This is a genomic window from Microbacterium sp. 22242 (assembly GCF_052045495.1).
Taxonomy (GTDB): domain Bacteria; phylum Actinomycetota; class Actinomycetes; order Actinomycetales; family Microbacteriaceae; genus Microbacterium.
Window position 1 is genome coordinate 294,688 of the sequence record NZ_JBQEOZ010000005.1, and the last position, 23,099, is coordinate 317,786.

The 23,099-nt window shown below is 71.0% G+C and carries 20 protein-coding genes, 2 pseudogenes and 1 riboswitch; of the genes and pseudogenes, 8 read left to right on the top strand and 14 right to left on the bottom strand.

Translation table 11 applies throughout. The annotated features are described in order from the left end of the window. Positions 1 to 12: 12 nt before the first annotated feature. Positions 13 to 495 carry a GNAT family N-acetyltransferase gene (locus ACTJJZ_RS08030; RefSeq protein WP_440720651.1) on the top strand — a complete coding sequence of 161 codons (483 nt, stop codon included), beginning with the start codon at positions 13 to 15 and terminating at the stop codon, positions 493 to 495. Next, complete coding sequence (locus tag ACTJJZ_RS08035) at positions 492 to 926, top strand: pyrimidine dimer DNA glycosylase/endonuclease V (RefSeq protein ID WP_440720652.1); 435 nt, start codon at positions 492 to 494, stop codon at positions 924 to 926. The genes ACTJJZ_RS08030 and ACTJJZ_RS08035 overlap by 4 nt, the downstream gene beginning before the upstream one ends. Positions 927 to 932: 6 nt before the next feature. Here ACTJJZ_RS08035 and ACTJJZ_RS08040 read toward each other — a convergent pair whose 3' ends face one another. The 5 genes and pseudogenes from ACTJJZ_RS08040 to ACTJJZ_RS08060 form a co-directional block, all read right to left on the bottom strand. Further along, positions 933 to 1,535 (bottom strand): histidine phosphatase family protein, encoded by a 603-nt coding sequence (locus ACTJJZ_RS08040; RefSeq protein WP_440720653.1) that lies wholly within the window; start codon positions 1,533 to 1,535, stop codon positions 933 to 935. 85 nt (positions 1,536 to 1,620) lie between these two features. Then, the gene (locus tag ACTJJZ_RS08045) at positions 1,621 to 2,676 is read right to left on the bottom strand and encodes an aldo/keto reductase (RefSeq protein WP_440720654.1); all 1,056 of its coding nucleotides are present in this window, start codon (positions 2,674 to 2,676) and stop codon (positions 1,621 to 1,623) included. A gap of 199 nt (positions 2,677 to 2,875) precedes the next feature. Next, positions 2,876 to 5,155 (bottom strand): polyribonucleotide nucleotidyltransferase, encoded by a 2,280-nt coding sequence (locus ACTJJZ_RS08050; RefSeq protein WP_440720655.1) that lies wholly within the window; start codon positions 5,153 to 5,155, stop codon positions 2,876 to 2,878. Between the two features lie 168 nt (positions 5,156 to 5,323). Beyond that, a pseudogene (locus ACTJJZ_RS08055) lies at positions 5,324 to 6,070 on the bottom strand (SGNH/GDSL hydrolase family protein); the annotation flags it as partial. Positions 6,071 to 6,100: 30 nt separating this feature from the next. Further along, positions 6,101 to 7,264: a glycosyltransferase family 4 protein gene (locus ACTJJZ_RS08060; protein ID WP_440720656.1), complete on the bottom strand. Its 1,164-nt coding sequence runs from the start codon at positions 7,262 to 7,264 to the stop codon at positions 6,101 to 6,103. 192 nt (positions 7,265 to 7,456) lie between these two features. On the opposite strand from ACTJJZ_RS08060, the gene ACTJJZ_RS08065 reads away from it, so the two are divergent. Further along, positions 7,457 to 7,627: a DUF5302 domain-containing protein gene (locus tag ACTJJZ_RS08065; protein ID WP_440720657.1), complete on the top strand. Its 171-nt coding sequence runs from the start codon at positions 7,457 to 7,459 to the stop codon at positions 7,625 to 7,627. Between the two features lie 109 nt (positions 7,628 to 7,736). Here ACTJJZ_RS08065 and ACTJJZ_RS08070 read toward each other — a convergent pair whose 3' ends face one another. Then, positions 7,737 to 8,486 carry an SDR family oxidoreductase gene (locus tag ACTJJZ_RS08070; RefSeq protein WP_440720658.1) on the bottom strand — a complete coding sequence of 250 codons (750 nt, stop codon included), beginning with the start codon at positions 8,484 to 8,486 and terminating at the stop codon, positions 7,737 to 7,739. 126 nt (positions 8,487 to 8,612) lie between these two features. Here ACTJJZ_RS08070 and ACTJJZ_RS08075 point away from each other — a divergent pair, with 126 nt between their 5' ends. Further along, the gene (locus ACTJJZ_RS08075) at positions 8,613 to 9,803 is read left to right on the top strand and encodes a hypothetical protein (RefSeq protein WP_440720659.1); all 1,191 of its coding nucleotides are present in this window, start codon (positions 8,613 to 8,615) and stop codon (positions 9,801 to 9,803) included. 12 nt (positions 9,804 to 9,815) lie between these two features. Here the strand turns inward: ACTJJZ_RS08075 and ACTJJZ_RS08080 are convergent, their stop codons facing one another. Further along, positions 9,816 to 10,313, bottom strand: a complete 498-nt coding sequence (locus ACTJJZ_RS08080; RefSeq protein ID WP_440720660.1) for an SRPBCC family protein — start codon at positions 10,311 to 10,313, stop codon at positions 9,816 to 9,818. 54 nt (positions 10,314 to 10,367) lie between these two features. After that, positions 10,368 to 10,512, top strand: a riboswitch (FMN riboswitch). 7 nt (positions 10,513 to 10,519) lie between these two features. Here ACTJJZ_RS08080 and ACTJJZ_RS08085 point away from each other — a divergent pair. Further along, positions 10,520 to 10,963: pseudogene (locus ACTJJZ_RS08085) on the top strand (6,7-dimethyl-8-ribityllumazine synthase); the annotation flags it as partial. A 76-nt stretch (positions 10,964 to 11,039) separates the two neighbouring features. Here the strand turns inward: ACTJJZ_RS08085 and ACTJJZ_RS08090 are convergent. The 5 genes from ACTJJZ_RS08090 to efeU all read right to left on the bottom strand — a co-directional run bounded on the left by ACTJJZ_RS08090 (position 11,040) and on the right by efeU (position 16,658). Next, a complete protein-coding gene (locus tag ACTJJZ_RS08090) occupies positions 11,040 to 11,720 on the bottom strand; it encodes an FMN reductase (protein ID WP_440720661.1) in 681 nt (226 codons plus the stop codon). Then, the gene (locus ACTJJZ_RS08095; RefSeq protein ID WP_440720696.1) at positions 11,717 to 12,952 is read right to left on the bottom strand and encodes an LLM class flavin-dependent oxidoreductase; all 1,236 of its coding nucleotides are present in this window, start codon (positions 12,950 to 12,952) and stop codon (positions 11,717 to 11,719) included. The genes ACTJJZ_RS08090 and ACTJJZ_RS08095 overlap by 4 nt, the downstream gene beginning before the upstream one ends. Before the next feature lie 177 nt (positions 12,953 to 13,129). Then, positions 13,130 to 14,452 (bottom strand): iron uptake transporter deferrochelatase/peroxidase subunit, encoded by a 1,323-nt coding sequence (gene efeB, locus ACTJJZ_RS08100; protein WP_440720662.1) that lies wholly within the window; start codon positions 14,450 to 14,452, stop codon positions 13,130 to 13,132. Then, positions 14,452 to 15,684: an iron uptake system protein EfeO gene (gene efeO / locus ACTJJZ_RS08105; RefSeq protein ID WP_440720663.1), complete on the bottom strand. Its 1,233-nt coding sequence runs from the start codon at positions 15,682 to 15,684 to the stop codon at positions 14,452 to 14,454. Before efeO ends, efeB begins: the two co-directional genes overlap by 1 nt. Continuing rightward, positions 15,681 to 16,658, bottom strand: coding sequence for an iron uptake transporter permease EfeU (gene efeU / locus ACTJJZ_RS08110; protein ID WP_440720664.1), 978 nt, complete (start codon positions 16,656 to 16,658; stop codon positions 15,681 to 15,683). Before efeU ends, efeO begins: the two co-directional genes overlap by 4 nt. 150 nt (positions 16,659 to 16,808) lie before the next feature. Here efeU and ACTJJZ_RS08115 point away from each other — a divergent pair, with 150 nt between their 5' ends. Continuing rightward, positions 16,809 to 17,813 carry an isopenicillin N synthase family dioxygenase gene (locus ACTJJZ_RS08115; RefSeq protein ID WP_440720665.1) on the top strand — a complete coding sequence of 335 codons (1,005 nt, stop codon included), beginning with the start codon at positions 16,809 to 16,811 and terminating at the stop codon, positions 17,811 to 17,813. Positions 17,814 to 17,867: 54 nt separating this feature from the next. Here the strand turns inward: ACTJJZ_RS08115 and ACTJJZ_RS08120 are convergent, their stop codons facing one another. Together ACTJJZ_RS08120 and ACTJJZ_RS08125 are read right to left on the bottom strand one after the other, a co-directional pair. After that, positions 17,868 to 18,527 carry a GntR family transcriptional regulator gene (locus ACTJJZ_RS08120; RefSeq protein ID WP_440720666.1) on the bottom strand — a complete coding sequence of 220 codons (660 nt, stop codon included), beginning with the start codon at positions 18,525 to 18,527 and terminating at the stop codon, positions 17,868 to 17,870. Beyond that, positions 18,524 to 19,999: a chlorohydrolase family protein gene (locus ACTJJZ_RS08125; RefSeq protein ID WP_440720667.1), complete on the bottom strand. Its 1,476-nt coding sequence runs from the start codon at positions 19,997 to 19,999 to the stop codon at positions 18,524 to 18,526. Before ACTJJZ_RS08125 ends, ACTJJZ_RS08120 begins: the two co-directional genes overlap by 4 nt. Before the next feature lie 234 nt (positions 20,000 to 20,233). On the opposite strand from ACTJJZ_RS08125, the gene ACTJJZ_RS08130 reads away from it, so the two are divergent. Next, entirely contained in the window at positions 20,234 to 21,241 is a 1,008-nt protein-coding gene (locus ACTJJZ_RS08130) for an ABC transporter permease (RefSeq protein WP_440720668.1), read from the top strand. 52 nt (positions 21,242 to 21,293) lie between these two features. After that, a complete protein-coding gene (locus tag ACTJJZ_RS08135; RefSeq protein WP_440720669.1) occupies positions 21,294 to 23,018 on the top strand; it encodes an ABC transporter substrate-binding protein in 1,725 nt (574 codons plus the stop codon). Positions 23,019 to 23,099 lie beyond the last annotated feature (81 nt).

Here is a 23,099-nt window from a genome sequence, read left to right on the forward strand (position 1 = left end):
TAGCGTCGGATCATGCCCTCGTTCCGGATCGCGTCGCCCGCGGACGCCGACGCGCACGCCCTGCTCGTCGAGTACTTCACCCTCCGTGCCGCGGAGTTCCCCGGCGGCGGCTACTCCCCCACGTATCCGACGGCGTCCGCGTTCCAGGCGCCGGACGGTGTGTTCCTCCTCCTCGAGGACGAAGGCCGGATCGTCGGCTGCGGCGGCATCCGCCGCGTCACGATGCCGGACGGCGGGACCGACGCGTTCGAGGTCAAGCACGTGTTCCTGCGCCCCGAGACCCGCGGCCGCGGCTGGGGCCGGCTGCTGCTGGACGAGCTGGAGCAGCGCGCGCTCTCGTTCGGCGCGCAGGCGCTCGTGCTCGACACCCACCACACCCTCGAGGCCGCGGGCCACCTCTACCGCAACAGCGGCTTCGCGGAGATCCCGCGCTACAACGACAACCCCAACGCCACCCGGTGGTACCGCAAAGACCTGGCGCCGCAGCATCCATGAGGTTGTGGTCGATGCACCCCCGGTACTTCGACCGGCAGGCGCTGACGGCATGCTGGCGCGAAGGCCTGCTCGCTCAGGCCGTCATCGCCGATCCGGCGCGTCGCGGCTACGCCCGCCATCCGCAGCTGCAGCGGTTCCGGGCCGCCGACGATCCCCTCGCCGCGATCGGGACATTCCTCACCGGGATCGTCGACGAGGCGGACGCCCGTGGCTACCGGTTCGCGCGGGAGAAGATCCTCAAGACCGGCTTCGACGCGCGCATCGCCGTGAACCAGGGCCAGCTCGACTACGAATGGCAGCATCTGCTCCGCAAGCTGGAGCGCCGCAGCCCCGAGCTCTGGGAGCGCTGGCGTCGGCTCGCCCTCCCGGACGCACATCCGCTGTTCACGGTCGTCGACGGGCCGATCGCGGACTGGGAGCGCGCCGGCTGAGCGGTCTCAGACCACGAGCGGATCCGGCAGGCCCGTGCGCAGCTCGATCGGCAGGTGGCTGAGGTCGTTGTGGCTGAGCAGGCTCCACGGCCGGCCCTGCTTCTGGGAGATGACGGTGAGGCCGCAGTTCGCCTGGTTCAAGGTCATCCAGCGCCACTCCGGCGCCTCGAGCACCTCGCGCACGAACCACGAGATCACGAAGTTGTGCGTGATGAGGACCTCGTGCACGTCGCCGGGCTTGCGCACCAGGAACTCGCTCACCGCATCGCCCATCTGCGCCCGGCCCGCCTCGATCTCGGCGTCCGTGACCGAGCCGAAGAAGGGCTCGTACACGGCGGGAGTCTCCTCCGTCATGCCGGTCGGCACGCAATCGAACAGCAGCGCCGAGGGCTCCGCCTCCACGGACGGGATCCGCTCCGAGATCGCCCTGGCCGTCTCGGCCGCACGCAGCAGCGGCGAATGCCAGATCGCGTCGAGCGGCAGCCCGGACAGCCGATCCGCGATCAGCGCGGCCTGACGCCGTCCGCGCGGTGAGAGGGGTCCGTCGGCGAGCCCGTGCTCGGCGTCCTGATGCTCGCCGTGCCGGACCAGGTAGATGTAATGCGCCACAGCCACTCGCCTCGTCTCCGACTCGGTGGTCGGGGTGCTTCCAGCCTATGTCACGGGACGGACACGGCTCCGAAGACCCGTCGACTCAGCCGGCCGCCTTCGTCAGTTCGGCGAGCTGCGCGCGCCCCAGGGTGACGCCGGCGCCCTGGATGAGCTCGTCCACCTGATCCGTGGCGAAGGCGTTCACGATCGGCGCCGTGATGGTGCGCTGCGCGAGCAGCCAGCCGATCGCGATCGCCGCGACCGGGACGTGCAGCTCGGACGCGGCGAGGTCGAGCGCGCGCAGCACCTTGATGCCGCGCCGGTTGATGTTGCCGCGCAGCTGCATGCCGCGCACGCCCTGCAGCGCCTGCTTGGAGCGGTGCCGGCCGGACAGGAAGCCGTGCTCGAGCGCGTGCGAGGGGGTCACCGCGAGCCCCTGGGCCGCGGAGACCAGCCGCAGGTCGCCCTCGAAGTCCTGGCGGCGCATCAGGTTGTACGGCTCGTCCAGCGCCTCGATCCGCGGGTAGCCGGCGGAGGCCAGGATCCGCGCCTCCACGAGCCGCTCGGCGCTGAAGCCGAACGCGCCGAGCGCCCGGACCTTGCCGGTCTCGACGAGCCATTCCGCGGTGGCGAGGGTGTCCTCCAGCGCGCTGCCGTCGTCGAGCGTGCCGTCGAGGTAGAGCACGTCGATCCGCTCGATGCCGAGACGGGTGAGCGATCCCTCGACGGCGCGGACGAGGTTGATCGGCCCGAGCCCCGGATTGTCCGGGTGACCGCCGACGCGCACGCTGAGCACGATGTCGTCGCGGTTGCCGCGCGCGCTCAGCCAGCGGCCGATGATGTGCTCGCTGCGGCCGGCCGCGAAGCTGTCGGCGGTGTGCACGGCGTTGCCGCCGAACTCGACGTAGCGGTCCAGGATGCGGATCGCGGTGTCGGCGTCGGCGTTCCAGCCGAACTCCGCGCCGCCGAGGATGAGCGGGAAGGTGCGGATCCCGGTCTCGGCGATCGGGACGCGCAGGCCGGTGCCCACCCCGGGGCCGACCACGGGGATCGGCGCGGACGGGTGCGGCAGCGGCACGGTCTCGGGAACCGTGCTCGCGGGCGCGGCGGACGTCGTTGCGGTGTCCGAAGCGCCCGGACCGACGCTGAAGAGACGCATGCGATCACCCCCGTGCCTGCTGCGTTGCGTTGTGCGGCGCACCCCCCGGTGCGCTCCTAAGAGAGTAAGCGAGCCCCGCTGCGGATCCGTTCATTGAGACGCCTGTGGGGCGATCCTTGCGTAACGTTTGCGTCACGAAGACGGCGAAGGGCCCGTCATGTCCACCGTTNACATGACGGGCCCGTTCAGGCTATGCGGCTCAGACCTCGGCGGTCTCGGCGACGACCTCGGACGGCGCCTCCGCGGGAGCCTCGTCGATGACGGGCTCGAGCGACAGCTTGCCGCGGTCGTCGATCTTCGTGATCTTCACGAGGATCTTCTGGCCGACCGAGAGCACGTCGTCGACGTTCTCGACGCGCTTGCCACCGGCGAGCTTGCGCACCTCGGTGACGTGCAGCAGGCCGTCCTTGCCCGGGAGCAGGGAGACGAACGCGCCGAAGGTCGCGATCTTGACGACCGTGCCGAGGAACTGCTCGCCGACCTCGGGGTTGGTCGGGTTGGCGATCGCGTTCACCTGGGCACGGGCGGCCTCGGCCGCGGGGCCGTCGGTCGCGCCGATGTAGACGGTGCCGTCCTCCTCGATGGAGATCTGCGCGCCGGTCTCGTCCTGGATCGCGTTGATCGTCTTGCCCTTCGGGCCGATCAGCTCGCCGATCTTGTCGACCGGGATCTGCACGCTGATCACGCGCGGGGCGGTCGGCGCCATCTCGTCCGGGCTGTCGATCGCGGCGTTCAGCACGTTCAGGATCGTGAGACGCGCGTCCTTGGCCTGGGTCAGCGCGCCGGCGAGCACCTCGGAGGGGATGCCGTCGAGCTTGGTGTCGAGCTGGATCGCGGTGACGAACTCGCTCGTGCCGGCGACCTTGAAGTCCATGTCGCCGAGGGCGTCCTCGGCGCCGAGGATGTCGGTGAGCGCCGCGTAGCGGGTCTCACCGTCGACCTGGTCGGAGACGAGGCCCATCGCGATGCCGGCGACGGGGGCGCGCAGCGGCACACCCGCGTTCAGCAGCGACAGGGTGGAGGCGCAGACGGAGCCCATCGAGGTGGAGCCGTTGGAGCTGAGCGCCTCGGACACCTGACGGATCGCGTACGGGAACTCCTCGCGGGTCGGCAGCACCGGCACGAGGGCGCGCTCGGCGAGGAAGCCGTGCCCGATCTCGCGACGCTTCGGCGATCCCACCCGGCCGGTCTCACCGGTCGAGTAGGGCGGGAAGTTGTAGTGGTGCATGTAGCGCTTGCTCGTGGTGGGCGACAGCGAGTCGATCTGCTGCTCCATCTTGAGCATGTTCAGCGTGGTGACGCCCAGGATCTGGGTCTCGCCGCGCTGGAAGATCGCGGAGCCGTGCACACGCGGGATGACCTGCACCTCGGCGTCGAGCGGACGGATGTCGGCCAGGCCGCGGCCGTCGATGCGGACGCCCTCGGTGAGGATCCGGCCGCGCACGATCTTCTTCGTGACGGACTTGTAGGCGGCGGAGAACTCGCTCAGCGCGACCTCCGGCTGCTCGCCCGCCCCGACGGCGGCGACGAGCTCGGCCTTGACGCGGTCCTTGATCGCGTCGTCGGCGTTCTGGCGCTCCTGCTTGTCGGCGATCTGGTAGACGTCGACGAGCTCGGCGAAGGCGCGCGACGACACGAAGTCGAACGTGCTCTCGCTGTACGGCGGGAAGACCGGGTAGACGCCCGGCTCCTTCGACGACGACGCGGCGAGCTGGGCCTGCGCCTCGACGAGCTGCTTCAGGAACGGCTTGGCGGCCTCCAGACCCTGGGCGACGATGTCCTCGCTGGGCTTCGTGGCGCCGGCCTTGATCAGGTTCCAGCTGCCCTCGGTCGCCTCGGCCTCGACCATCATGATCGCGACGTCGGTGCTGCCGTCACCCTTGGTGACGACGCGGCCGGCGACGACGAGGTCGAAGACGGCCTCCTCGACCTGCGCCTGGTTCGGGAACGCGACCCACTGGTCGGCGTGCTCGCCGTGACCCGGGACGAACGCGAGGCGCACACCGGCGACCGGGCCGGAGAACGGCAGGCCGGAGATCTGGGTCGACGCGGACGCCGCGTTGATCGCGAGCGCGTCGTAGTACTCGCCCGGCGCGATCGAGAGGACCGTGATGACGATCTGGACCTCGTTGCGCAGGCCGTCGACGAACGACGGGCGCAGCGGGCGGTCGATCAGACGGCAGACCAGGATCGCCTCGGTGGAGGGGCGGCCCTCGCGGCGGAAGAACGAGCCGGGGATCTTGCCGGCGGCGTAGGAGCGCTCCTCCACGTCGACGGTCAGCGGGAAGAAGTCGAAGCCCTCGCGCGGCGACTTGCTCGCGCTCGTGGCGGAGAGGAGCATCGTCTCCTCGTCCAGGTAGGCGGCGACCGCGCCCTGCGCCTGCTGCGCGAGACGGCCCGTCTCGAAGCGGACGGTGCGGGTGCCGAAGCGGCCGTTGTCGAGAACGGCCTCAGTAGCGGTGATTTCAGGACCTTCCAAGAGGTCTCTCCTTCTTTGTTTAGGCTCGCTCTCCCGTGTGGAGCGCGAGCATGGACGGATGCGCACAGAGGCATCCTGTTCGATCCTATCAGCGCACGAGGACGCCGCCCTCTCCGGGCCGCATCCGGGCCCGCGTGCGGAAGAGCGGCGAACGGCCGCTCCTGCGGCTCAGACCTCGCTGGGCTCGCGGACGCCGCGCTCGCGGCCGAGGCGCACGTAGTCGTGGTGCTTGGCGCTGCGGCCGTCGCCCGCGGCGCGGCCGTGCAGCCGCCGCCACACCCACGGCAGCGCGTGCCGACGCCACCACACGCCTGCGCCCGTGCGCTCGGTCGCGTGCAGCGCCTCGTCCAGCATGCCGAGCTCGTCGGCGAGCGGCACCCCGAGCGCGACGCCCGCGCGATAGGCGAGGAAGCGGTGCCCGCGGCTGGACAGATGCACGAGATCCTCACCCCAGTTCTCGCGCTGCGCGAGCTGCGGGTGCAGGTCCATGTCGACCAGGATCGCCCCGCACCGCTCCGCGATGCACGCCAGCGCCGACGCCCACGCGGAGAACCGGCGGGTGTAGAGGCGCGCGGCCGGGTTGCCGGGCAGGAACGGCGTGACCAGCAGCACGTCCGCCCCCGTCCCGCGCAGCTGCCGCACGGCATCCTCCAGCCGGGCGGCGAGCGCGGGGATCGAGACGCTGCGCTTCACCAGATCGTTCGCGCCGATGAGGATCGAGACCAGGTCGGGGCGCAGCTCCAGCGCCCGGGGCAGTTGCGTCCCGCAGACGTCCGAGACCCGTTTGGAGCGGATCGCGAGGTTCGCGTAGTCGAGCGGCTCGCGGGCGGCGAGCAGCAGGGCCAGACGATCCGCCCAGCCGCGCAGGGCGCCGTCGGGTCCCGGGTCGCACAGCCCTTCGGTGAGGGAGTCGCCGAGGGCGACATAGCGGCGCCAAGGCTTGCGCTACCCCGCCGTGGCCAGCTCGGGGCGGCGGGATCGCGCGGCGCGCAGCCCGGCGTCGACGCGGTGCAGCTCCCGCGCCTCCGCGAAGTGCCCGATCAGCTCGTCGCACACGGCGGACCAGCTGCGCCCCTGCACGGCCTCGCGCCCCGCCCGTCCGAAGGCCGCCCTCCTGGGCGCATCGCCGACGAGATCGAGCACCCGCGCCCGCAGATCCTCGAGGTCCCCCGGCCGGTACAGCCAGCCGTCGACGCCCGTCCGCACCAGGTCGAGCGGGCCGCCGCGCCCCGTGGCGACCACCGGCACGCCGCTCGCGTGCGCCTCCTGCAGGGTCTGCCCGAACGTCTCGCTCTCCCCCGGATGCACGAAGACGTCGAAGGAGGCCATGATCTCGGCGAGCTCTGGTCCGCTGCAGTGACCGAGGAACACCGCCTGCGGCAGCATCGCCTCGAGCCTGGGCCGGGAGGGACCGTCGCCGACGATCACGAGCCGCACGCCGCCCAGATCCGCCAGCACGCGCAGATCCTCGACCTGCTTCTCCGGGGCGAGCCGGCCGACGTAGCCGACCACGACCTCGCCGTCGCCGCGGTGCGCCCATGCGTCCCGGCGTCGGTCCGGGTGGAACCGCTCGGCGTCGACGCCGCGGCCCCAGCGCCGCACCCGGTCGACGCCGAGCCGCGCGAGCTGGTCCTCGGACTCGGACGACGGGGCGAGCGTGAGCGTGGCGCGGCGGTGCAGCCGTGAGATGTGCGCCTCCGCGAGCGCGGTGGTGAGAGAGACGCCGTATCGCGCCGTGTAGGCGGCGACGTCGGTCTGGTAGGCGGCGACGGCCGGCACGCCGAGCCGTTCGGCGGCGAGCGCGCCGCGCCAGCCCAGCGCGAACGGCGAGGCGAGGTGCACGACGTCGGGCTCGAAGCGCGCGAGCGCGGCGGAGAGCCGATGCACGCTGGAGGTGCCGACGCGCACGGTGCGGTAGCCGGGAAGCGCCACGGACGGGATCGCCTCGATGCGCGCATGTCCGATGCGACGCGGCATCCCCGTTGCGGCCGGGGCGTACACCCTGGCCTCGTGCCCGTGGTGCTCGAAGTGGCGGAGGATCTGCAGGACGGACCCGGTCACGCCGTTCATGTGCGGGAGGAAGGATTCCGTGACGATCGCTGCTCTCACGTCATCAGGATCCCGCCCCGCGCGCCGTGGATCCGCCGGAATCGGCCCGATCGCGGAGTGTTCACCGAATGCACGGCCGGCGGTCACCTGCTGTCCGCTCCGGCGCCCTCTTCGCGTCTCCGGACGGACCGGCGTCGTTCGCGTGCCGTCCGATCGGGGGCGGGAGGCCGCGGCGGCGCTAGGCTGGCGCGCATGAGTACCGACGACACCGCCGCCTCGGACATGAAGCGCAAGTTCAAGGAGGCGCTCGAGAAGAAGAACGCCCAGCAGCACCGCGGTGAGGCGCACCTGGACGGCGATTCCGCCGTGCACGGCACGCACTCCGCTCAGACGAAGCGCGAGTTCCGCCGCAAGAGCGGCTGAGCCGCAGCTGCCCGCACGGAGGGGCGTCGACGAGGGATCGTCGGCGCCCCTCTCCGTGGGGTATGCAGGCCAGGCGCCGGCGGGCACGCCCCGCCCGGGCGTCCGCTCGTCAGCCCTGCGGCTGGGCCTCGAGCCACTGCGCGAACGTCACCGAACCCAGGTCCGCATCGGGACCGGGGAGAACGGATCCGTCGCGCATCGCGCGGCCGAAGGCCCCCGGCACGGCGATCCTCGGCATCGCCGCCCGCCGTCCGGTGTGCCGCGCCCAGGCCCTGATCATCTCCGCCAGATCCTCCTCGCGCGGCCCCGCGATGTCGCGCACCCGTCCGCGAGGGCCGGCCTCGGCGTCGTCGACCAGGCGCTCGGCCACCTCGCCAAGCGAGATCGGCTGAGTGCGCATCCTGCTCACCGGATGGATCGGTCCGAGCCCGGTGCGCGCGAACATCTGCGCCGCGAAGTCGTGGAACTGGGTCGCCCGCTGGATGGTCCAGGGCACCCCGCCCGCATCGACCGCCCGCTCCTGCGCCCATTTCGCGCCGTAGTAGCCGTACGGGGCGCGATCGACGCCGACGATCGAGAGGGCGAGGTGATGGCCGACGCCGGCGGCGCGCTCCGCGGCCAGCAGGTTCGCCGTGGTCTGCAGGAAGAAGGCGGTCGCGGTGCGCGTGCTCAGGGTGGGGATGCCGAGCACGTCCACCACGACGTCCGCGCCCGCGACCGCCTCGGCGAGTCCGGTCGCCGCACGCATGTCCGCGCCGGTGCTGCGGGAGAGCACGCGCACGTCGTGGCCGCGGGCGGCGGCGCGCCGCACGACCTCGACGCCGACGGTCCCGGTGCCTCCTGCGACGACGATCAGCATGCGGTTCCCCTTCCGACGCCGCACGGCGCCCGGATCCGATTGTGGCGCACGCCGGCGCGCTCCGCATCGACCGTGCCACCGCGCGTACGCCGCGGATCCACAGGGTTCGGGGTTAGCGTCGAAACCGTGACCCTCGCGACCGTCCGGAAACCGCGCGTCGGGCGGAACCGACGTGCGCGTCCGGCCCTCGCCGCCGCGGCCGTCGGCGGACTGCTGCTCGCACTGCTGGTGGCGTCACCCGAAGCCGCGTACGCCGACGACTACCCGTCCTGGCAGGACGTGCAGAACGCGCAGGGCAACGAGCAGGCCACGCAGGAGGAGATCACCCGCATCAACGACGCCCTGGCGTCCGCGCAGCAGAAGGCGGCCGAAGCGTCGACCGCCGCACTGAAGGCCGCGCAGGAGGCCGGGGCCGCGCGCACCGCGGCCGACGCGGCCGCCCGCCGCGCCGACGAGCTGACCGCGCAGGCCGACGCCGCGCAGCAGGCCGTTCAGCAGATCCACGACCAGGTCGGATCCCTCGTCTCCAACCGGACCCGCACCGAGACCTCGGCGCCGCTCGCGGTGCGGCTGTTCACCGCGGCGCACCCCGACGAACTGCTCACCCGGCTCGGCGTGATGGAGAAGCTCGACGCGACCTGGTCGTCGCTGGGCGAGCGCGCGATCGCCCAGCAGGGCGTGGCGACCTCGCTGCAGAGCCAGGCGCAGGCGGCGCAGAAGGCCAGGGACGACCTGGCCGCGGCGGCCGCGGCGGCGGCGCAGACAGCGCGGCAGGCGGCGGACGCGGAGGCCGCCGCCGTGAAGGACCTGCAGGGCCACGTCACCACGCTCTACGCGCAGCTCGCGACGCTGAAGAACACCACCGCCGACGTCGAGCGCCGGTATCGCATCGGCCAGCAGGTCGCCGAGCAGCAGCGCGAAGCGGCGGCCGCTGCCGCTGCCGCGGCCGCCGCGCAGCAGGGATCCGGATCAGGGGGCGGAGACCTCGGCGACTCCGGCGACGTGGACGTCGACCCCGCCGGCGCGCAGGCGTACGCCCGCGGACAGCTCGGCAACTACGGCTGGGGGCAGGACCAGTTCGGCTGCCTGTACAACCTGTGGATGCAGGAGTCCAGCTGGCGCGCCGACGCCCTCAACCCGGACAGCGACGCGTACGGGATCCCGCAGTCCCTCCCCGCCGACAAGATGGCCGCGGCAGGGCCGGACTGGCGCACGAACGGGGACACCCAGATCGACTGGGGTCTCAGCTACATCCGGAGCGCCTACGGATCCCCCTGCGGCGCCTGGTCGCACGAGATGGCGCACAACTGGTACTGAGCATCGCTCGGCTCACTCCCGGGACGCCTGCTCCTGCACCAGCCGGCGCGCCTCGGCCAGCACGACCGGATCCGCACAGCCGCGGGCGAATCCGGCGATCCTGATCCGGATCTCCCTGCCCAGCACGACCTCGCCGATCCGTTCGGCGAGCGGGGCCAGCCAGGCCGGGCGGCAGCGGAAGCTGTACTTCCAGACCGCACGGGTGCCCTCCGCGACCGCCTCGAAGCGCCAGCCGGCGCCGAGGGTGCGGAAGAACCACGGGCCTTTCTCCATCGCCATGCCGACGTTCGTGGGCGGCGCGTACGAGACGTAATGCGTGACCATCGCGAGTCCGAACCGTTGCCGGGTGTACGTGCGCACCCCCTTGCCGGGCGCGGTCGCGCCGTCGAGGAAGTGCTGCTCGCGGATGAACACGTCCCAGCGCCGGCGCACCTCGCCCGTGGTCTGGGAGACGGCGTAGGCGAGCTCCGGCGGGAGAGGGACGGTGACGCTGGCCTGGACGACGGGCATGGTGCCGACGCTATCGTGCGCGGCGGTCTCCTCCCTGCCGCGGTGATAGCGTCGTCCTGTCCTCAGGGCGGGGTGCAAGTCCCCACCGGCGGTGACGCGGCCAGTCCGCGCGAGCCCGCGAACGGTCCCCATGGCGGGGACCGCCGATCCGGCGAGAATCCGGAGCCGACGGTCACAGTCCGGATGAGAGAGGACAGAAGGAGCAGTCCACCATGCCCGAGAAGATCGCCATCGTCGCCGCCCAGTGGCACGCTGAGATCGTGGAGGAGACCGTGTCGGCGTTCGTCGCCCGGCTCGGCGAGCACGGCATCGACGACGTCGACGTGCACCGCGTGCCCGGCGCGTTCGAGATCCCCCTGCACGCGCAGCGGCTCGCCAGGACCGGACGCTACACCGCGATCGCGGCGAGCGCGCTGGTCGTGGACGGCGGGATCTATCGTCACGAGTTCGTCGCGGCCACGGTCGTCGACGCGCTCATGCGCGTGCAGCTGGACACCGACGTCCCGGTGTTCTCCGCCGTCCTCACCCCGCACAACTTCCACGAGCACGCGGAGCATCGCGACTACTTCCAGCGGCACTTCGCCGTGAAGGGCCGCGAACTCGCCGACGCGGTGTCGGCCACGATCGCCGGCCTCGCCCTGATCGGCTGATCCGCTGCGGCGCCCTCGTCTCGCTGCGCTCCCCAGCAACCGGAGCAGCGAGACGAAGGGCCGCCCGCCGTCCGGGCTACTCCCCCGCGAGGCCGCCGAGCAGATGCCCGAACGAGCGCCCCTCGCCGAGGTAGGAGGCGGGGTCGAACGGATCCGCATCCTTCGCCGGCTCGCGGCGGGCGATCGCCTCTGCCAGCTCCCGGGCACCGCGCTCGACGCGCGAGCTCAGCGGCGCGACGTCGTCGGCGTTCGCACCCCAGTCGCTCGAAGCCGCGAACACGCCGGTCGGCACCGGCTCCGCATGCAGATACGTGAACAGCGGGCGGATGGCGTAGTCGATCGCGAGCGAGTGCCGGGCGGTGCCCGCGTTCGCGCCGAGGAGCACGGGCTTGCCGGTGAGCGCGTCGGGGTCGAGCACGTCGATGAACGACTTGAACAGGCCGGAGTAGCTCGTGGAGAAGATCGGCGTGACCGCGATCAGGCCGTCGGCCGAGACCACGGTGTTGATCGCCGCCTCCAGCGCGGGCGGCGCGAAGCCGGTGAGCAGGTTGTTCGTGATGTCGTGCGCGAGATCGCGCAGCTCGATCACGTCGACGGAGACCTCGATGCCGTCGCCGTCCGACCCTGTCGACCGGTCATTGAGCTTGTCGAAGCGCAGGGACCGCACGGTCTCCGCGGCGAGCCGGTCCGCGAGCATGCGGGTCGAGGAGGGGTTGGACAGCCCCGCGGAGATCACCGCGATCCGGCGGGCGCTCATCGGTTGGCCGCCTTCGTGGCCGCCGCGCCGAACGCGGACCCTTCGACAGGACCGGTGACCGAGGCGACCGGGACGGCGCCGCCGTCCTGGTAGGGCGATCCCGCGGTCAGGTTGTCGCCGCGGTTCGCACCGGGCCGCGCCTCGCGCGCGGGTCCGTCGCCGTACACCGCCCTGACCCTGGCCGCGTGGGTCGGAGCGTCCGGTACCGTGGCGGGACGGTTCTGCGCGAGCTCCCTGCGGAGCACCGGCACGACCTCGCCGCCGAGCAGGTCGAGCTGCTCGAGCACGGTCTTCAGGGGCAGCCCGGCGTGGTCCATCAGGAACAGCTGGCGCTGGTAGTCGCCGTAGTGCTCGCGCATCGCGGCGTAGCGGTCGATGACCTGCTGCGGCGAGCCGACCGTGAGCGGCGTCATCTCGGTGAAGTCCTCCATGGACGGTCCGTGGCCGTAGACGGGGGCGTTGTCGAAGTACGGGCGGAACTCGTCGATCGCGTCCTGCGACTTCGGCCGGATGAACGCCTGGCCGCCGAGGCCGACGATCGCCTGCTCGGGGGTGCCGTGGCCGTAGTGCGCGTAGCGCTGCCGGTACAGCCCGATCAGGCGCTGGTAGTGCTCCTTGGGCCAGAAGATGTTGTTCGCGAAGAAGCCGTCGCCGTAGTAGGCGGCCTGCTCCGCGATCTCGGGCGTGCGGATGGATCCGTGCCACACGAACGGCGCGACGCCGTCGAGCGGGCGCGGGGTCGCCGTGAAGCCCTGCAGCGAGGTGCGGAACTTCCCCTCCCAGTCCACGACGTCCTTGGTCCACAGCTCGTGCAGCAGCGCGTAGTTCTCGATCGCGAGCGGGAGTCCCTGGCGGATGTCCTTGCCGAACCACGGGTAGACCGGGCCGGTGTTGCCACGGCCCATCATGAGATCCATACGCCCGCCGGAGACGTGCTGCAGCATGGCGTAGTCCTCGGCGATCTTCACCGGGTCGTTCGTGGTGATCAGCGTCGTCGAGGTCGACACGATGAGGCGCTCGGTCTGCGCGGCGAGCGCCGCGAGGAAGGTCGTCGGGCTGGACGACCAGAACGGCGGGTTGTGGTGCTCGCCGATCGCGAAGACGTCGAGGCCGACCTCTTCCGCGTGCTTGGCGATCGTGAGCGTGTTCTGGATCCGCTCGCGCTCGCTCGGGGTCTCCCCTGTCACCGGGTTCCGGGTGATGTCGCTGACCGACATGAGGCCGAACTGCATGCCCGACCAGGTGCTCGACTCGCTCACTGCGCTCTCCTTCAGATTTCTATTCACTTGAATGTATCTGATGCAACGCGAGCCCGGCGGGAGTATTCCCGCGGACCGCCGGTGACCGGAGTGTATCGACCTGGTGATCGCGTCATACAGCGCGACGCGGCGACTGCCGGGCCGTCGGCGTCACGCGAACAGGCCCGCGCCCACGTAGGAGCCCTTCGCGGCTCCCGGCGGGATCGCCCAGAGGCCGGATCCGATGTGCCGGATGTACTCGCTCATCAGGTCCGTCGAGAGGCGCTTCTGGATCCCGATGAACTGCTCCGGAGAGCGCTGATAGGAGAGGAAGAACAGGCCGGCATCGAGCTTGCCGAGCTCGTCGTTGCCGTCCACGTAGTTGTAGCCGCGGCGCAGGATCCGCACGCCGTCGTTCACGCTCGGATGCGCGAGGCGCACGTGCGAATTCTCGTCGATGCGTCCGCCGTGGAAGGACGGCTCGGTGAACTCGTCCCCGCCCGAGAGCGGCGCACCGCTCCCCTTCGCCCGGCCGATCGTGCGGTCCTGCTCGCTCAGCCGCAGCCGGTCCCAGGTCTCCACGAGCATCGCGATCTTGCGCGCGACCAGGTACGAGCCGCCCGCCATCCAGGCCGGCTCATCCTGCTCGGCGACCCACACGTGCTTCTGCAGCGCCGCGGTGTCGTCGGCCAGGATGTTCGCGGTGCCGTCCTTGAAGCCGAACAGGTTGCGCGGCGTCTGCTGCTCGGCCGAGGTGCGCGAGGTCCGGCCGAAGCCCAGCTGGGACCAGCGCAGGCGCGCACGGCCGAACGCGATCCTGCTGAGGTTGCGGACCGCGTGCACCGCGACCTGCGGGTCGTCCGCGCAGGCCTGGATGCACAGGTCTCCGCCGGTGTACGCCGCGTCCAGGGCGTCGCCGACGAAGGGCGGCAGCGCCACGAGCGCGGCAGGGCGACGGTGCGCGATCCCGAACCTGTCGCCCTCGGTCTCGAACAGCCCGGCGCCGAGCCCGAACGTGATCGTGAGCCCGCTCGCGCTCAGGCCCTGCGCCTCGCCGGTGTCGTCCGGGGGCGCCTCGGGCGACCCGCCGACCGCACCGGACGCGCTGACGTCCAGACCCTTCGCCATCCGCGAGGCGGCGTAGCTCCAGTCCTGCAGCAGCGAGACCAGGTCGTCGCGGCTCGCGTGCGGCATCATGTCGAAGCTCGCGAAGTGCAGGTGCTCCTGCACCCGGCTGGTGATCCCGGCCTGGTGCGCACCCTCGAACGCGAATTCGTCGGCGGGCTGAGCTCCGCTCTGCGCGGCCACGACCGCGGCGGTCCCGCCGGCTCCGACCGCGAGCCCGGCCACGCCGCTGCCGATCGCCCACCCCAGGAGGCCGCGCCGGCTGATGCCGTTCGCGTCCGACGTCGAGTCGGCCGGTGCCGCGGCGGCCTGATCGGCGTGCGCCCCGTCGACCGGTTGCCGCCCGTCGGCAGGCTCGGGGACCGTCATCAGCTCAGGATCGTTCCGGTGAGCTTCGACAGCGGCTCGGCCAGCGCGTTCAGCAGGTCGGTGAGATCGCGCTTCTGCGTCTCGGTGACGGTCGAGTAGGGAGGGAAGCCGTCCGTGAGGGAGCCGTGCACGGCGAGCTCGGCCTCGAGGGCGGAGAAGCCGCGGTCGATCTGCGAGACGAGCTTCTTCCCCTCGGCGCCCTTGCCGTCGGCGAAGTCGCGCACGAGCGAGAAGGCCATCTTGGACCCCTCGACGTTGGCGGCGAAGTCGGACAGGTCGGTGCCGGACCACCAGTCCTCCTCGCCCGTGATCTTGCCGTTCGCGACCTCGTCCAGCAGAGAGATCGCGCCGTTGGAGATGCCGGCGATGCCCTGCGCGTCGAGATCCTTCAGGAACGCGTCGGAGTGCACGTGGTCGTACAGCTCCTGCAGGTCGGCGAGGAGCTTGTCGGCGTACACGCCGCGCTCTGCGGGCGTGGACGGCGTCCAGTCCTTCGCCGCCGGCGTCGTGCCGTCGGAGTTCATCGCGCCGGGCGCCGGCGCCCACAGGTCCTTCTCGATCCGGTGGAAGCCGGTCCAGTCGATCCCGTCGGCCTTGGCGTCCAGCTCGCGGAAGTCGAGACGCGGGTCGAGCGTGCCCAGCTTGTCGGCGACCGGCTCGATCCGCTCGTAGTAGGAGCGGACGACGGGGAACTGCTGCTTCGCGGCCGTGTCGTCACCGCCGCGGTAGGCCTCGGCGAAGGTCTTGGCCGCCGGCAGCAGCCGGCCGACCTGGTCCTTGACGAACGCGGCGTAGAGGGAGACGGCCTTGTTCTTCTGCTCCGCGTCGTCCCCGCGCTCGGCCACCTTCTCGCCGGTGACGGAGAACGCGCCCTTGCCGACGCCCTCGCCGACCATGCCCGGCTTGCAGACCGTGAAGTACTTGCCGGGCTGCGCCACGACGGTGAGCGTCCTGGACGCGCCAGGCGCGACGTTCTCGACCTCGCCGACGATGCGGATCCCGTCCTCGGCGAGCAGGTAGAACTCGGTGACCTCGTCGCCCCTGTTGCTGACGTCGAACGCGAGCGTGCCGCTCGTCGCGGTGCCGGAGGAGACGGTGCACGCGTCGGCGGTGGACGAGACGGTCAGGCGGCCGGCGGACGACACGTCGGACTTGGCGACGCAGCCGCTGAGGGCGAGGCCGAGAGCGGCGACGGCGCCCACGACGATGAGCGGGCGGCGGGCGAGGGTCATGAGGCTCCTCCGGGAGTGGGCGAGACGGTCGCGGGCGTGGAGTTCGAGGGCGCGGACTCCGAGGGGGTGGAGTTCGAGGCCGCGGAGGTCGAGGAGGTGCGGGCCGCCGACCGGCTCAGTCCGCGCACGAACAGCGTGCCGACGATCGCGAGGTAGAGCACCCAGGCGATCACCTGGATCCAGCTCATCCGCGGCATGAAGCCGACCGTGGCCTGCAGCAGCACCGCGAGCGCGCTGTCCGGCCGGATCACGGCGGTGACGTCGAAGGACCATCCGAACGGGATCCCCGCGGCGCCGACCAGCACAGTGCCGCGCCCGTCCACGGGCGCCGCGGCCGTGAACGGCCCCGGGATCACGCCGGCCTCCTGCAGGTCGCTGACGGCGTAGGCGAGGACGCCGGCCGCGATGATCACGAGAAAGCCGCCGGTCCAGGTGAAGAAGCGGGAGAGGTCGAGCCGCACGGCGCCGCGGGCGAGCAGCCAGCCGGCGAACACGGCGACGGCGAGACCGAGCGCGGCGCCGAGCACCGCGGACGGGGCATCGCCGAACGACTGCACCATCGACCACAGCAGCAGCGTGGTCTCGATGCCTTCGCGGGCGACGGACACGAAGCCGACCAGCACGAGCGCCCAGACCGTCCCCGCCTCGAGCGCGCGGTCCACACCGCCCTGCAGGGTGGCCTTCATGGTGCGCCCCGCCTTGCGCATCCAGAAGATCATCCAGGTCACCATGCCGACGGCGACGAGAGACAGGGTGCCGCCGATGATCTCCTGGCCCTGGAAGGTGAGCGCATAGGCGCCGAACGTGAGCACCGCGCCGATGACGAGCGCGAGCAGCACCGCCGCGCCGACGCCCGCCCACATCCGCGGCAGCACGTCCCGCCGGCCGAGCCGCTTCAGGTACGCGACGAGGATGCCGACGACGAGCGCGGCCTCGAGGCCCTCACGGAGGCCGATCAGGAAGGTGGCGAGCACGGCGGATCCTTGAAAGAGACGGACAGGTTAGGTAAACCTCACCTACCCTACACACCCTCCGAACATCCTCGCCAATCCATCGGCCGCGGCCGGGAGTAATCCTCGGCAACAAACGGGATCCCGCCCGGCAGGCCGCCCTAGCCTCGCCGTATGGCCGATCTGAACCTTCCGATCCTCGATCTCTCCCAGCTCGATGCCGGCCCCGAGGCGGCGGCGCGATTCCGCGAGCAGCTGCGCGCGGCGACCCACGACGTGGGCTTCTTCTACCTCACCGGCACCGGCGTCACGCCCGAGCTGGAGGCGCGCCTGCACCGCGCGGCGCTGGACTTCTTCGCCCTGCCGGAGCAGGAGAAGCTGTCGATCGAGAACGTGAAGAGCCCGCACTTCCGCGGTTACACGCGGATCGGCGGCGAGCGCACGCAGGGCCAAGTGGACTGGCGCGAGCAGATCGACATCGGCCCCGAACGCGAGGCGATCGACGGCGGTCCGGGCTACAACCGTCTGATCGGGCCGAATCTGTGGCCCGCCGCCCAGCCCGAGCTGCGCGAGATCGTCGCGGAGTGGCACGAGCAGCTCTCCGGCGTCGCGCGCAGGCTGCTGCGCGCCTGGGCCCGCTCCCTGGGAGCTGCCGAGTCGTACTTCGAGGAGAACTTCGGCGATCCGTCCACGCTGATCAAGATCGTCCGCTACCCGGGCTCCCACGAGCCCGAGCCGCAGCAGGGCGTCGGCGCGCACAAGGACTCCGGCGTGCTCACGCTGCTCTGGGTGGAGCCAGGCAAGGGCGGACTCCAGGTCGAGCGGGACGGCGCCTGGGTCGACGCTCCCCCGGTCGACGGCGCGTTCGTGGTGAACATCGGCGAGCTGCTCGAGTACGCCACCGACGGCTATCTCAAGGCCACCAACCACCGCGTGGTGTCCCCGAGGGCGCCCGAGGAGCGGATCTCGATCCCGTTCTTCTTCAACCCCGCGCTCGACAAGCGCCTGCCGCTGATCGACCTGCCCGCGGATCTCAAGGCGCAGGCGCGCGGCGTGACGAAGGATCCGGCCAACCCGATCCACGCCCTGTACGGCGAGAACGCGCTGAAGTCCCGGCTGCGCGCGCACCCCGACGTGGCAGCGATCCACCACTCCGACCTGGTGGGCGCGACCGCCTGATCCCGCCGGGCGGAGCCTCGCCGGGCCCCCGATTCCGCGTCGGTCGGTTCCGCCTCAGTCGTCGAGGACGCCGTCGAGCTGCGCGAGCACCGGCTCCCGGCTGATGTCGATGTGGGCGTACATCTGCGCGGCGGCGAGCGGCCCGCGTCCGGCGCCGATCGATTCGACCAGGTCGTCGTGCTCGTCGGTCTGCTCGCGCTCGCGCTCGTCGCGGGTGAGCCGGAAGACCCATTCCATCCGCCCGAGCAGGGGTCCGAGGCTTCGCAGCAGCAGCTTGTTCCCGCTGAGGCGCACGATCTCGGAGTGGAAATCGAGGCTCGCGATCCGCGCCGCCTCGGGATCCGCCACGGAGGCCGCGTGGTGCAGCTCCTCGAGGCTGTGGATCTGTTCGAGCCCCGCTGCTACCCGCTCCGCCGCGCGCTGCGCTGCGAACGGCTCGAAGCACAGGCGGGTGTCGAACAGATCGTGGATGTCGGCGCGCGTGAGCGGCGTCACGTTCGCGCCGCGATGCGGCGACGTCGACACGAACCCCTCCGTCTCGAGCCGCTGGAGGGCCTGGCGCACCGGGATCCGGGAGACCGTGTAGCGCTCGGAGAGCTCGCGCTCCTTGAGCCAGGCGCCCGGGGCGACGTCCCCCTCGATGATCGAGCGCAGCAGTTCGCGGTAGACGCGGTCGGCGAGCGCCGACCGGTCGCCGTCAGCAACGATCGTCATCCCCTGCCCTCTCCTCCGGACCGCCGGAACACGGGCGGGAACAGCTCGCCGCCGCCGACGTGGGCGCGCTCGTCGTACCCGGCGCGCATGATCTCGAACAGTCTCTGCGAATCCTCGCGGATCTCCCGCAGATCCACCCCTTCGATCTCGCCGTCTCGCATGACGATCCTGCCTGCGACCATGGTAAGACACGCGTCACGCGCGCTCCCGGCCAGCACCAGGTTGCGCAGCGGATCCTCGATGGGGCCCAATCGCACGTCGTCCAGCCGGAACGCCGTCAAGTCCGCGGCTGCCCCTTCTGCGATCCGTCCCAGGTCGGGCCGGTGCAGCGCTCGCGCCCCGCCCAGCGTCGCCGCCTCGACATATCCGGCAAGATCCCCGGCGGCGAGGCTGTGGTGCTGCACCTTCGCGACGGAGACGCCGGTGTCGATGCCGCGGATCAGGTCGGGCGGGAACGAGTCGGTGCCCAGCGCGATGTTCAGCCCCGCCTGCCGGTAGCGCGCGAACGTCTCCAGCTCGGAGCCGTAGCGCGCGTTGGTGAGCGGGCAGTGCACGATCGAGACCCCCGCCGCGACGAGGGCGGCGAGATCGCCCCGGTCCTCCCCCCGCACCCTCGGGTTGACGTCGAGGAAGACCCCGTGCGGGACGATCAGCCGGTCATCGAGGAGCCCCTGGCTCCGGATCAGCTCGAGCGGGGTGCAGCCGTACCGCTCGCCGATCCACTCGCGCTCGAACTCCCCCTGCAGCGCATGCAGCCGGACGAGGGCGCCGCGCTCGCGGGCGGCGCCGGCGGTCGCCGCCAGCAGCTCCGGCGTCAGGGTCTCGATGCGGCAGGGCAGGAACACCGGGGTGAGCAGGGGGTCCGCCCACTCGCGGACGGTGTCGTGGAAGCGGATCGCGTCGGCGAGGCCCGCCTCACCCTCCGCGACGTCGAACCGGATGTCGCGGGCGCCGTCCGGACCGACCACGTTCACACCGGACCGGTACGAGGGGCCGAGGAATCCGCGCAGGCCGAGCGAGCGCGAGAAGTCCGCCATCGCGAGGAAGTCGTCCGCCGACTCCGCCCACGCGGAATGCACCTCCGAGGCGATCGGCATATAGGCGGTGATGCCGTGCAGGGCGAGCTGCACGAGCGCGATCTCCCGGATGCGCCGGCGCTCCTCGACGGAGAACACGTGCCGGCGGCGGTCGAAGTAGTCGCTCGACCACTGCAGTCTCCGCGCCTGCTCGTCCGACGACCACGAGTCCAGGATCAGATGATCCAGGTCCGTCAGCGCGTCGAGATCGATCAGTCCTGGCATCAGCAGGCTCTCGCCGAGCTCGACCACCTCGTCCGCATCGCGCGGCGCCGACGAACGCAGGCCCACATACGAGATCCGGCCGTCCTGAACGAGCACCGCCCCGTCACGGAGCTCCGTGTGAGAGACGCCGTCGAAGGCGAGGACATGGTCGGCGACGACAAGGGTGCGCACGGATCTCTTCCGTTCAGATCGAGAGTTGGTATCCAAAACCTATCGATGCCCCGATCGACAGCGCAAGAAGCGCATCGTGCGCACGGCGGAAATCCCCGCACTGCCGCCGGAAATCCAGGCCTGTACGGGTGATGCGTGCCGTCGTCGAGCTTCACCGGCTCGTCGGGGCTGTTGCAGAGTCACCGGTTTGGTATACAGTTTCGTCATCCCCGTTCCTGACCATCAAGGAAGATCGTGACGGACACGCTGACGACAGCCCCGAAGACCGAGGCGCTGACCACCCCCAAGATCGCCACAGGGCGCTCGCTGCTCGGCACGGCGTGGCTGCGCATCAAGCGCAGCCGGATCGCCCTGGCATCGTTCGGCGTGGTCATCGCGATCGTGCTGTTCGCGATCCTCGCTCCGCTGCTCACCGCGATCGAGGGGCAGGATCCGTTCACGACGCATACCGGGCCCGACACGCTGGACGACTTCAACACTCCGGGCCTGCCGCTGCCGCAGTTCCTGTATCCCTCGCTCCAGCACTGGCTGGGCGTGGAGCCGGGGCTCGGCCGCGATCTGTTCGCCCGCCTCGCCTACGGCGCGCAGGTGTCGCTCACGATCGCGCTGCTGGCCACCCTGGTCTCGGTCGTGCTCGGCACCATCCTGGGCGCCGCCGCCGGCTTCTTCGGCGGCAAGGTCGACATGGTGATCAGCCGTGTGATCGACCTGTTCCTCGCCTTCCCGCACCTGCTCCTGGTGCTCTCGCTCACGCCGATCCTGCAGTCCCGCCTCCGCAACACCGCTCTCGGGCAGGGCAGCTTCGTGCCGATCGCGTCGCTCGTGATCATCCTGGGCTTCTTCGGCTGGGCGTATCTGGCCCGCGTCGTGCGCGGCCAGGTGCTCAGCATCCGCGAGCAGGAGTACATCGAGGCCGCGCGCTCCTACGGCGCATCCAAGCGCACGATCCTGTTCACCCAGGTGATCCCCAACGTCTCCGGCGTGGTGCTCGTGTACGCGACCATGATGATCCCGACCAACATCTCGGCCGAGGCCGCGCTGTCGTTCCTGGGCGTCGGTGTCAAGGACCCCACCCCGTCCTGGGGCCAGATGCTGAACGCGGCGCAGACCGGCAACTGGTACCTCGTGGACCCCTGGTTCCTCATCGTCCCCGGCGTCGCCCTCGTCATCACCGTCCTCGCGTTCAACCTGCTCGGCGATGCCGTGCGCGACGCGCTGGACCCCAAGGCCTCGCGCCACTGAGCACGCACCCGTCCCTTCCGCCTGTCCCTCCCCCATCCGAAAGAGAACACTCATGAGACACAGTCGTCCCCTGTTCGTCGCCTCCGTGCTGGCCGTCGCACTCGCCGTGACCGGCTGCGCGGCGGGATCCGCACCGAACGGCTCCTCGACCGCCGGAACCTCGGCGAAAAGCCCCTACGCCCCGCGGATCGTGAAGTCCGGCTTCACCACCAAGGGCGGCAACGTGAACGTGGTCATGTCGAGCGACTTCCAGACGCTCGACCCCGGCAACAGCAACTACGTGCAGACGGCCAACGTGGGTCAGCTCTACTACCGCACGCTGACCATGGCGAAGGAGACCGCCGGACAGCCGCCGAAGATCGTCCCCGACCTGGCCACGGACCTCGGCAAGGTCTCCTCGGACGGTCTCACCTGGACGTACACGCTCAAGGACGGCCTGAAGTACGAGGACGGCACGCCGATCACGTCGGCGGACATCAAGTACGGCATCGAGCGCACCTTCGCCCGCGACGTGTACACCCAGGCGCCGCAGGAGCTGGACGCCGTGCTGGCGGCCGACACGTACAAGGGCCCGTACGCGGGCGGCGACCTCTCCGCCGTGGAGACCCCGGATGCGAAGACCGTCGTGTTCCACCTGAAGCAGCCCTACCCCGACTTCCCCGCCCTCGCCTCGCGTTCCAACAGCGCGCCGGTGCCGCAGGCCAAGGACACCAAGCTGGACTACACCAACCACCCGGTGTCCTCCGGCCCGTACATGATCTCGAGCTACGACCGCGGTCGCGAACTCAAGCTCGTGCGCAACCCGAACTGGGATCCGAAGACCGACGACAACCGCACGGCCCTTCCGGACACCTTCACGTTCTCGCTGTCCACCGCGCAGGCGACGATCAGCCAGCAGCTGCTGAGCGACTCCGACCCGACCGCGATCACGCTCGACTCGAACGGCGCCCTGCAGGCCTCGGACGCGGCGCGCCTGAGCGATCAGACCATCGCGCCCCGCACCGCCGGCGGCCTGCTCGGCTGCACCGACGTGCTGAACTTCAACACCACGACGATCACCGACCCGGATGTGCGCCACGCGCTCGCGCTCGCCATGGACCGCGCGGCGATCCAGGTGCAGTACGGCGGGCCGCGCTTCGGCAAGCTCACGAACTCGTACCTGAACGACGCGCAGGTGGGCTGGATCCCTCCCACGATCGACATCGACCCGGCAGGCAAGCCGAAGCTCGACCAGGCCAAGAAGCTGCTGCAGGGCAAGACCGTCCCGAAGACCCTGACCTACGGTTACGCGAACGCGACAGATCGGTACAAGAACCTCGGCACGGTGCTGCAGCAGAACTTCAAGGCGCTCGGCATCGACCTGCAGCTCGTCGCGATCCCGTCGCCGAACTACTACACGACCCTCGCCGGCGACCAGATGCCCGACATCGCCCGCGCCGGCTGGTGCGGTGGTGCCGCCTCCGGTTCGACCCGCACCACGGTCGACCCCAACCTCGGCCCGAGCCTGGACGGCAAGACGTTCGGCTTCAGCAACATCTCGCGGTACTACGACCCGACCATCTCGGGCGAGATGTACAAGCTGCGCGACACCAACGGCACGTCCGAGGAGCTCAACAAGAAGTGGACCGAGCTCTACAACAAGGCCATGGAGACCTACCCGATCGTGCCGCTGATCCGCACGTACACCTCGAGCGTCGTGGGATCCAAGATCCGCAACGCGCAGGTGGGGTACTTCTTCGGCAGCATCGACCTGTCCACTGTCGGCGTCGAGCACTGACGCCTCCGCACCTCTGAAAGGGCGGGGCAAGGACCGCGCGGGCCTCGTCGGATCCGATCCCCGCAGACACCGCGACCTGTT

What these genes read in the sequence shown, in the direction of transcription:
- ACTJJZ_RS08030 (WP_440720651.1), top strand. Translation starts at nt 13, where the DNA reads ATGCCCTCGTTCCGGATCGCGTCGCCCGCGGACGCCGACGCGCACGCC.
- ACTJJZ_RS08035 (WP_440720652.1), top strand. Translation starts at nt 492, where the DNA reads ATGAGGTTGTGGTCGATGCACCCCCGGTACTTCGACCGGCAGGCGCTG.
- ACTJJZ_RS08045 (WP_440720654.1), bottom strand. Translation starts at nt 2,676, where the DNA reads ATGCGTCTCTTCAGCGTCGGTCCGGGCGCTTCGGACACCGCAACGACG.
- ACTJJZ_RS08065 (WP_440720657.1), top strand. Translation starts at nt 7,457, where the DNA reads ATGAGTACCGACGACACCGCCGCCTCGGACATGAAGCGCAAGTTCAAG.
- ACTJJZ_RS08070 (WP_440720658.1), bottom strand. Translation starts at nt 8,486, where the DNA reads ATGCTGATCGTCGTCGCAGGAGGCACCGGGACCGTCGGCGTCGAGGTC.
- ACTJJZ_RS08080 (WP_440720660.1), bottom strand. Translation starts at nt 10,313, where the DNA reads ATGCCCGTCGTCCAGGCCAGCGTCACCGTCCCTCTCCCGCCGGAGCTC.
- ACTJJZ_RS08090 (WP_440720661.1), bottom strand. Translation starts at nt 11,720, where the DNA reads ATGAGCGCCCGCCGGATCGCGGTGATCTCCGCGGGGCTGTCCAACCCC.
- ACTJJZ_RS08095 (WP_440720696.1), bottom strand. Translation starts at nt 12,952, where the DNA reads ATGCAGTTCGGCCTCATGTCGGTCAGCGACATCACCCGGAACCCGGTG.
- efeB (WP_440720662.1), bottom strand. Translation starts at nt 14,452, where the DNA reads ATGACGGTCCCCGAGCCTGCCGACGGGCGGCAACCGGTCGACGGGGCG.
- efeO (WP_440720663.1), bottom strand. Translation starts at nt 15,684, where the DNA reads ATGACCCTCGCCCGCCGCCCGCTCATCGTCGTGGGCGCCGTCGCCGCT.
- ACTJJZ_RS08115 (WP_440720665.1), top strand. Translation starts at nt 16,809, where the DNA reads ATGGCCGATCTGAACCTTCCGATCCTCGATCTCTCCCAGCTCGATGCC.
- ACTJJZ_RS08120 (WP_440720666.1), bottom strand. Translation starts at nt 18,527, where the DNA reads ATGACGATCGTTGCTGACGGCGACCGGTCGGCGCTCGCCGACCGCGTC.
- ACTJJZ_RS08135 (WP_440720669.1), top strand. Translation starts at nt 21,294, where the DNA reads ATGAGACACAGTCGTCCCCTGTTCGTCGCCTCCGTGCTGGCCGTCGCA.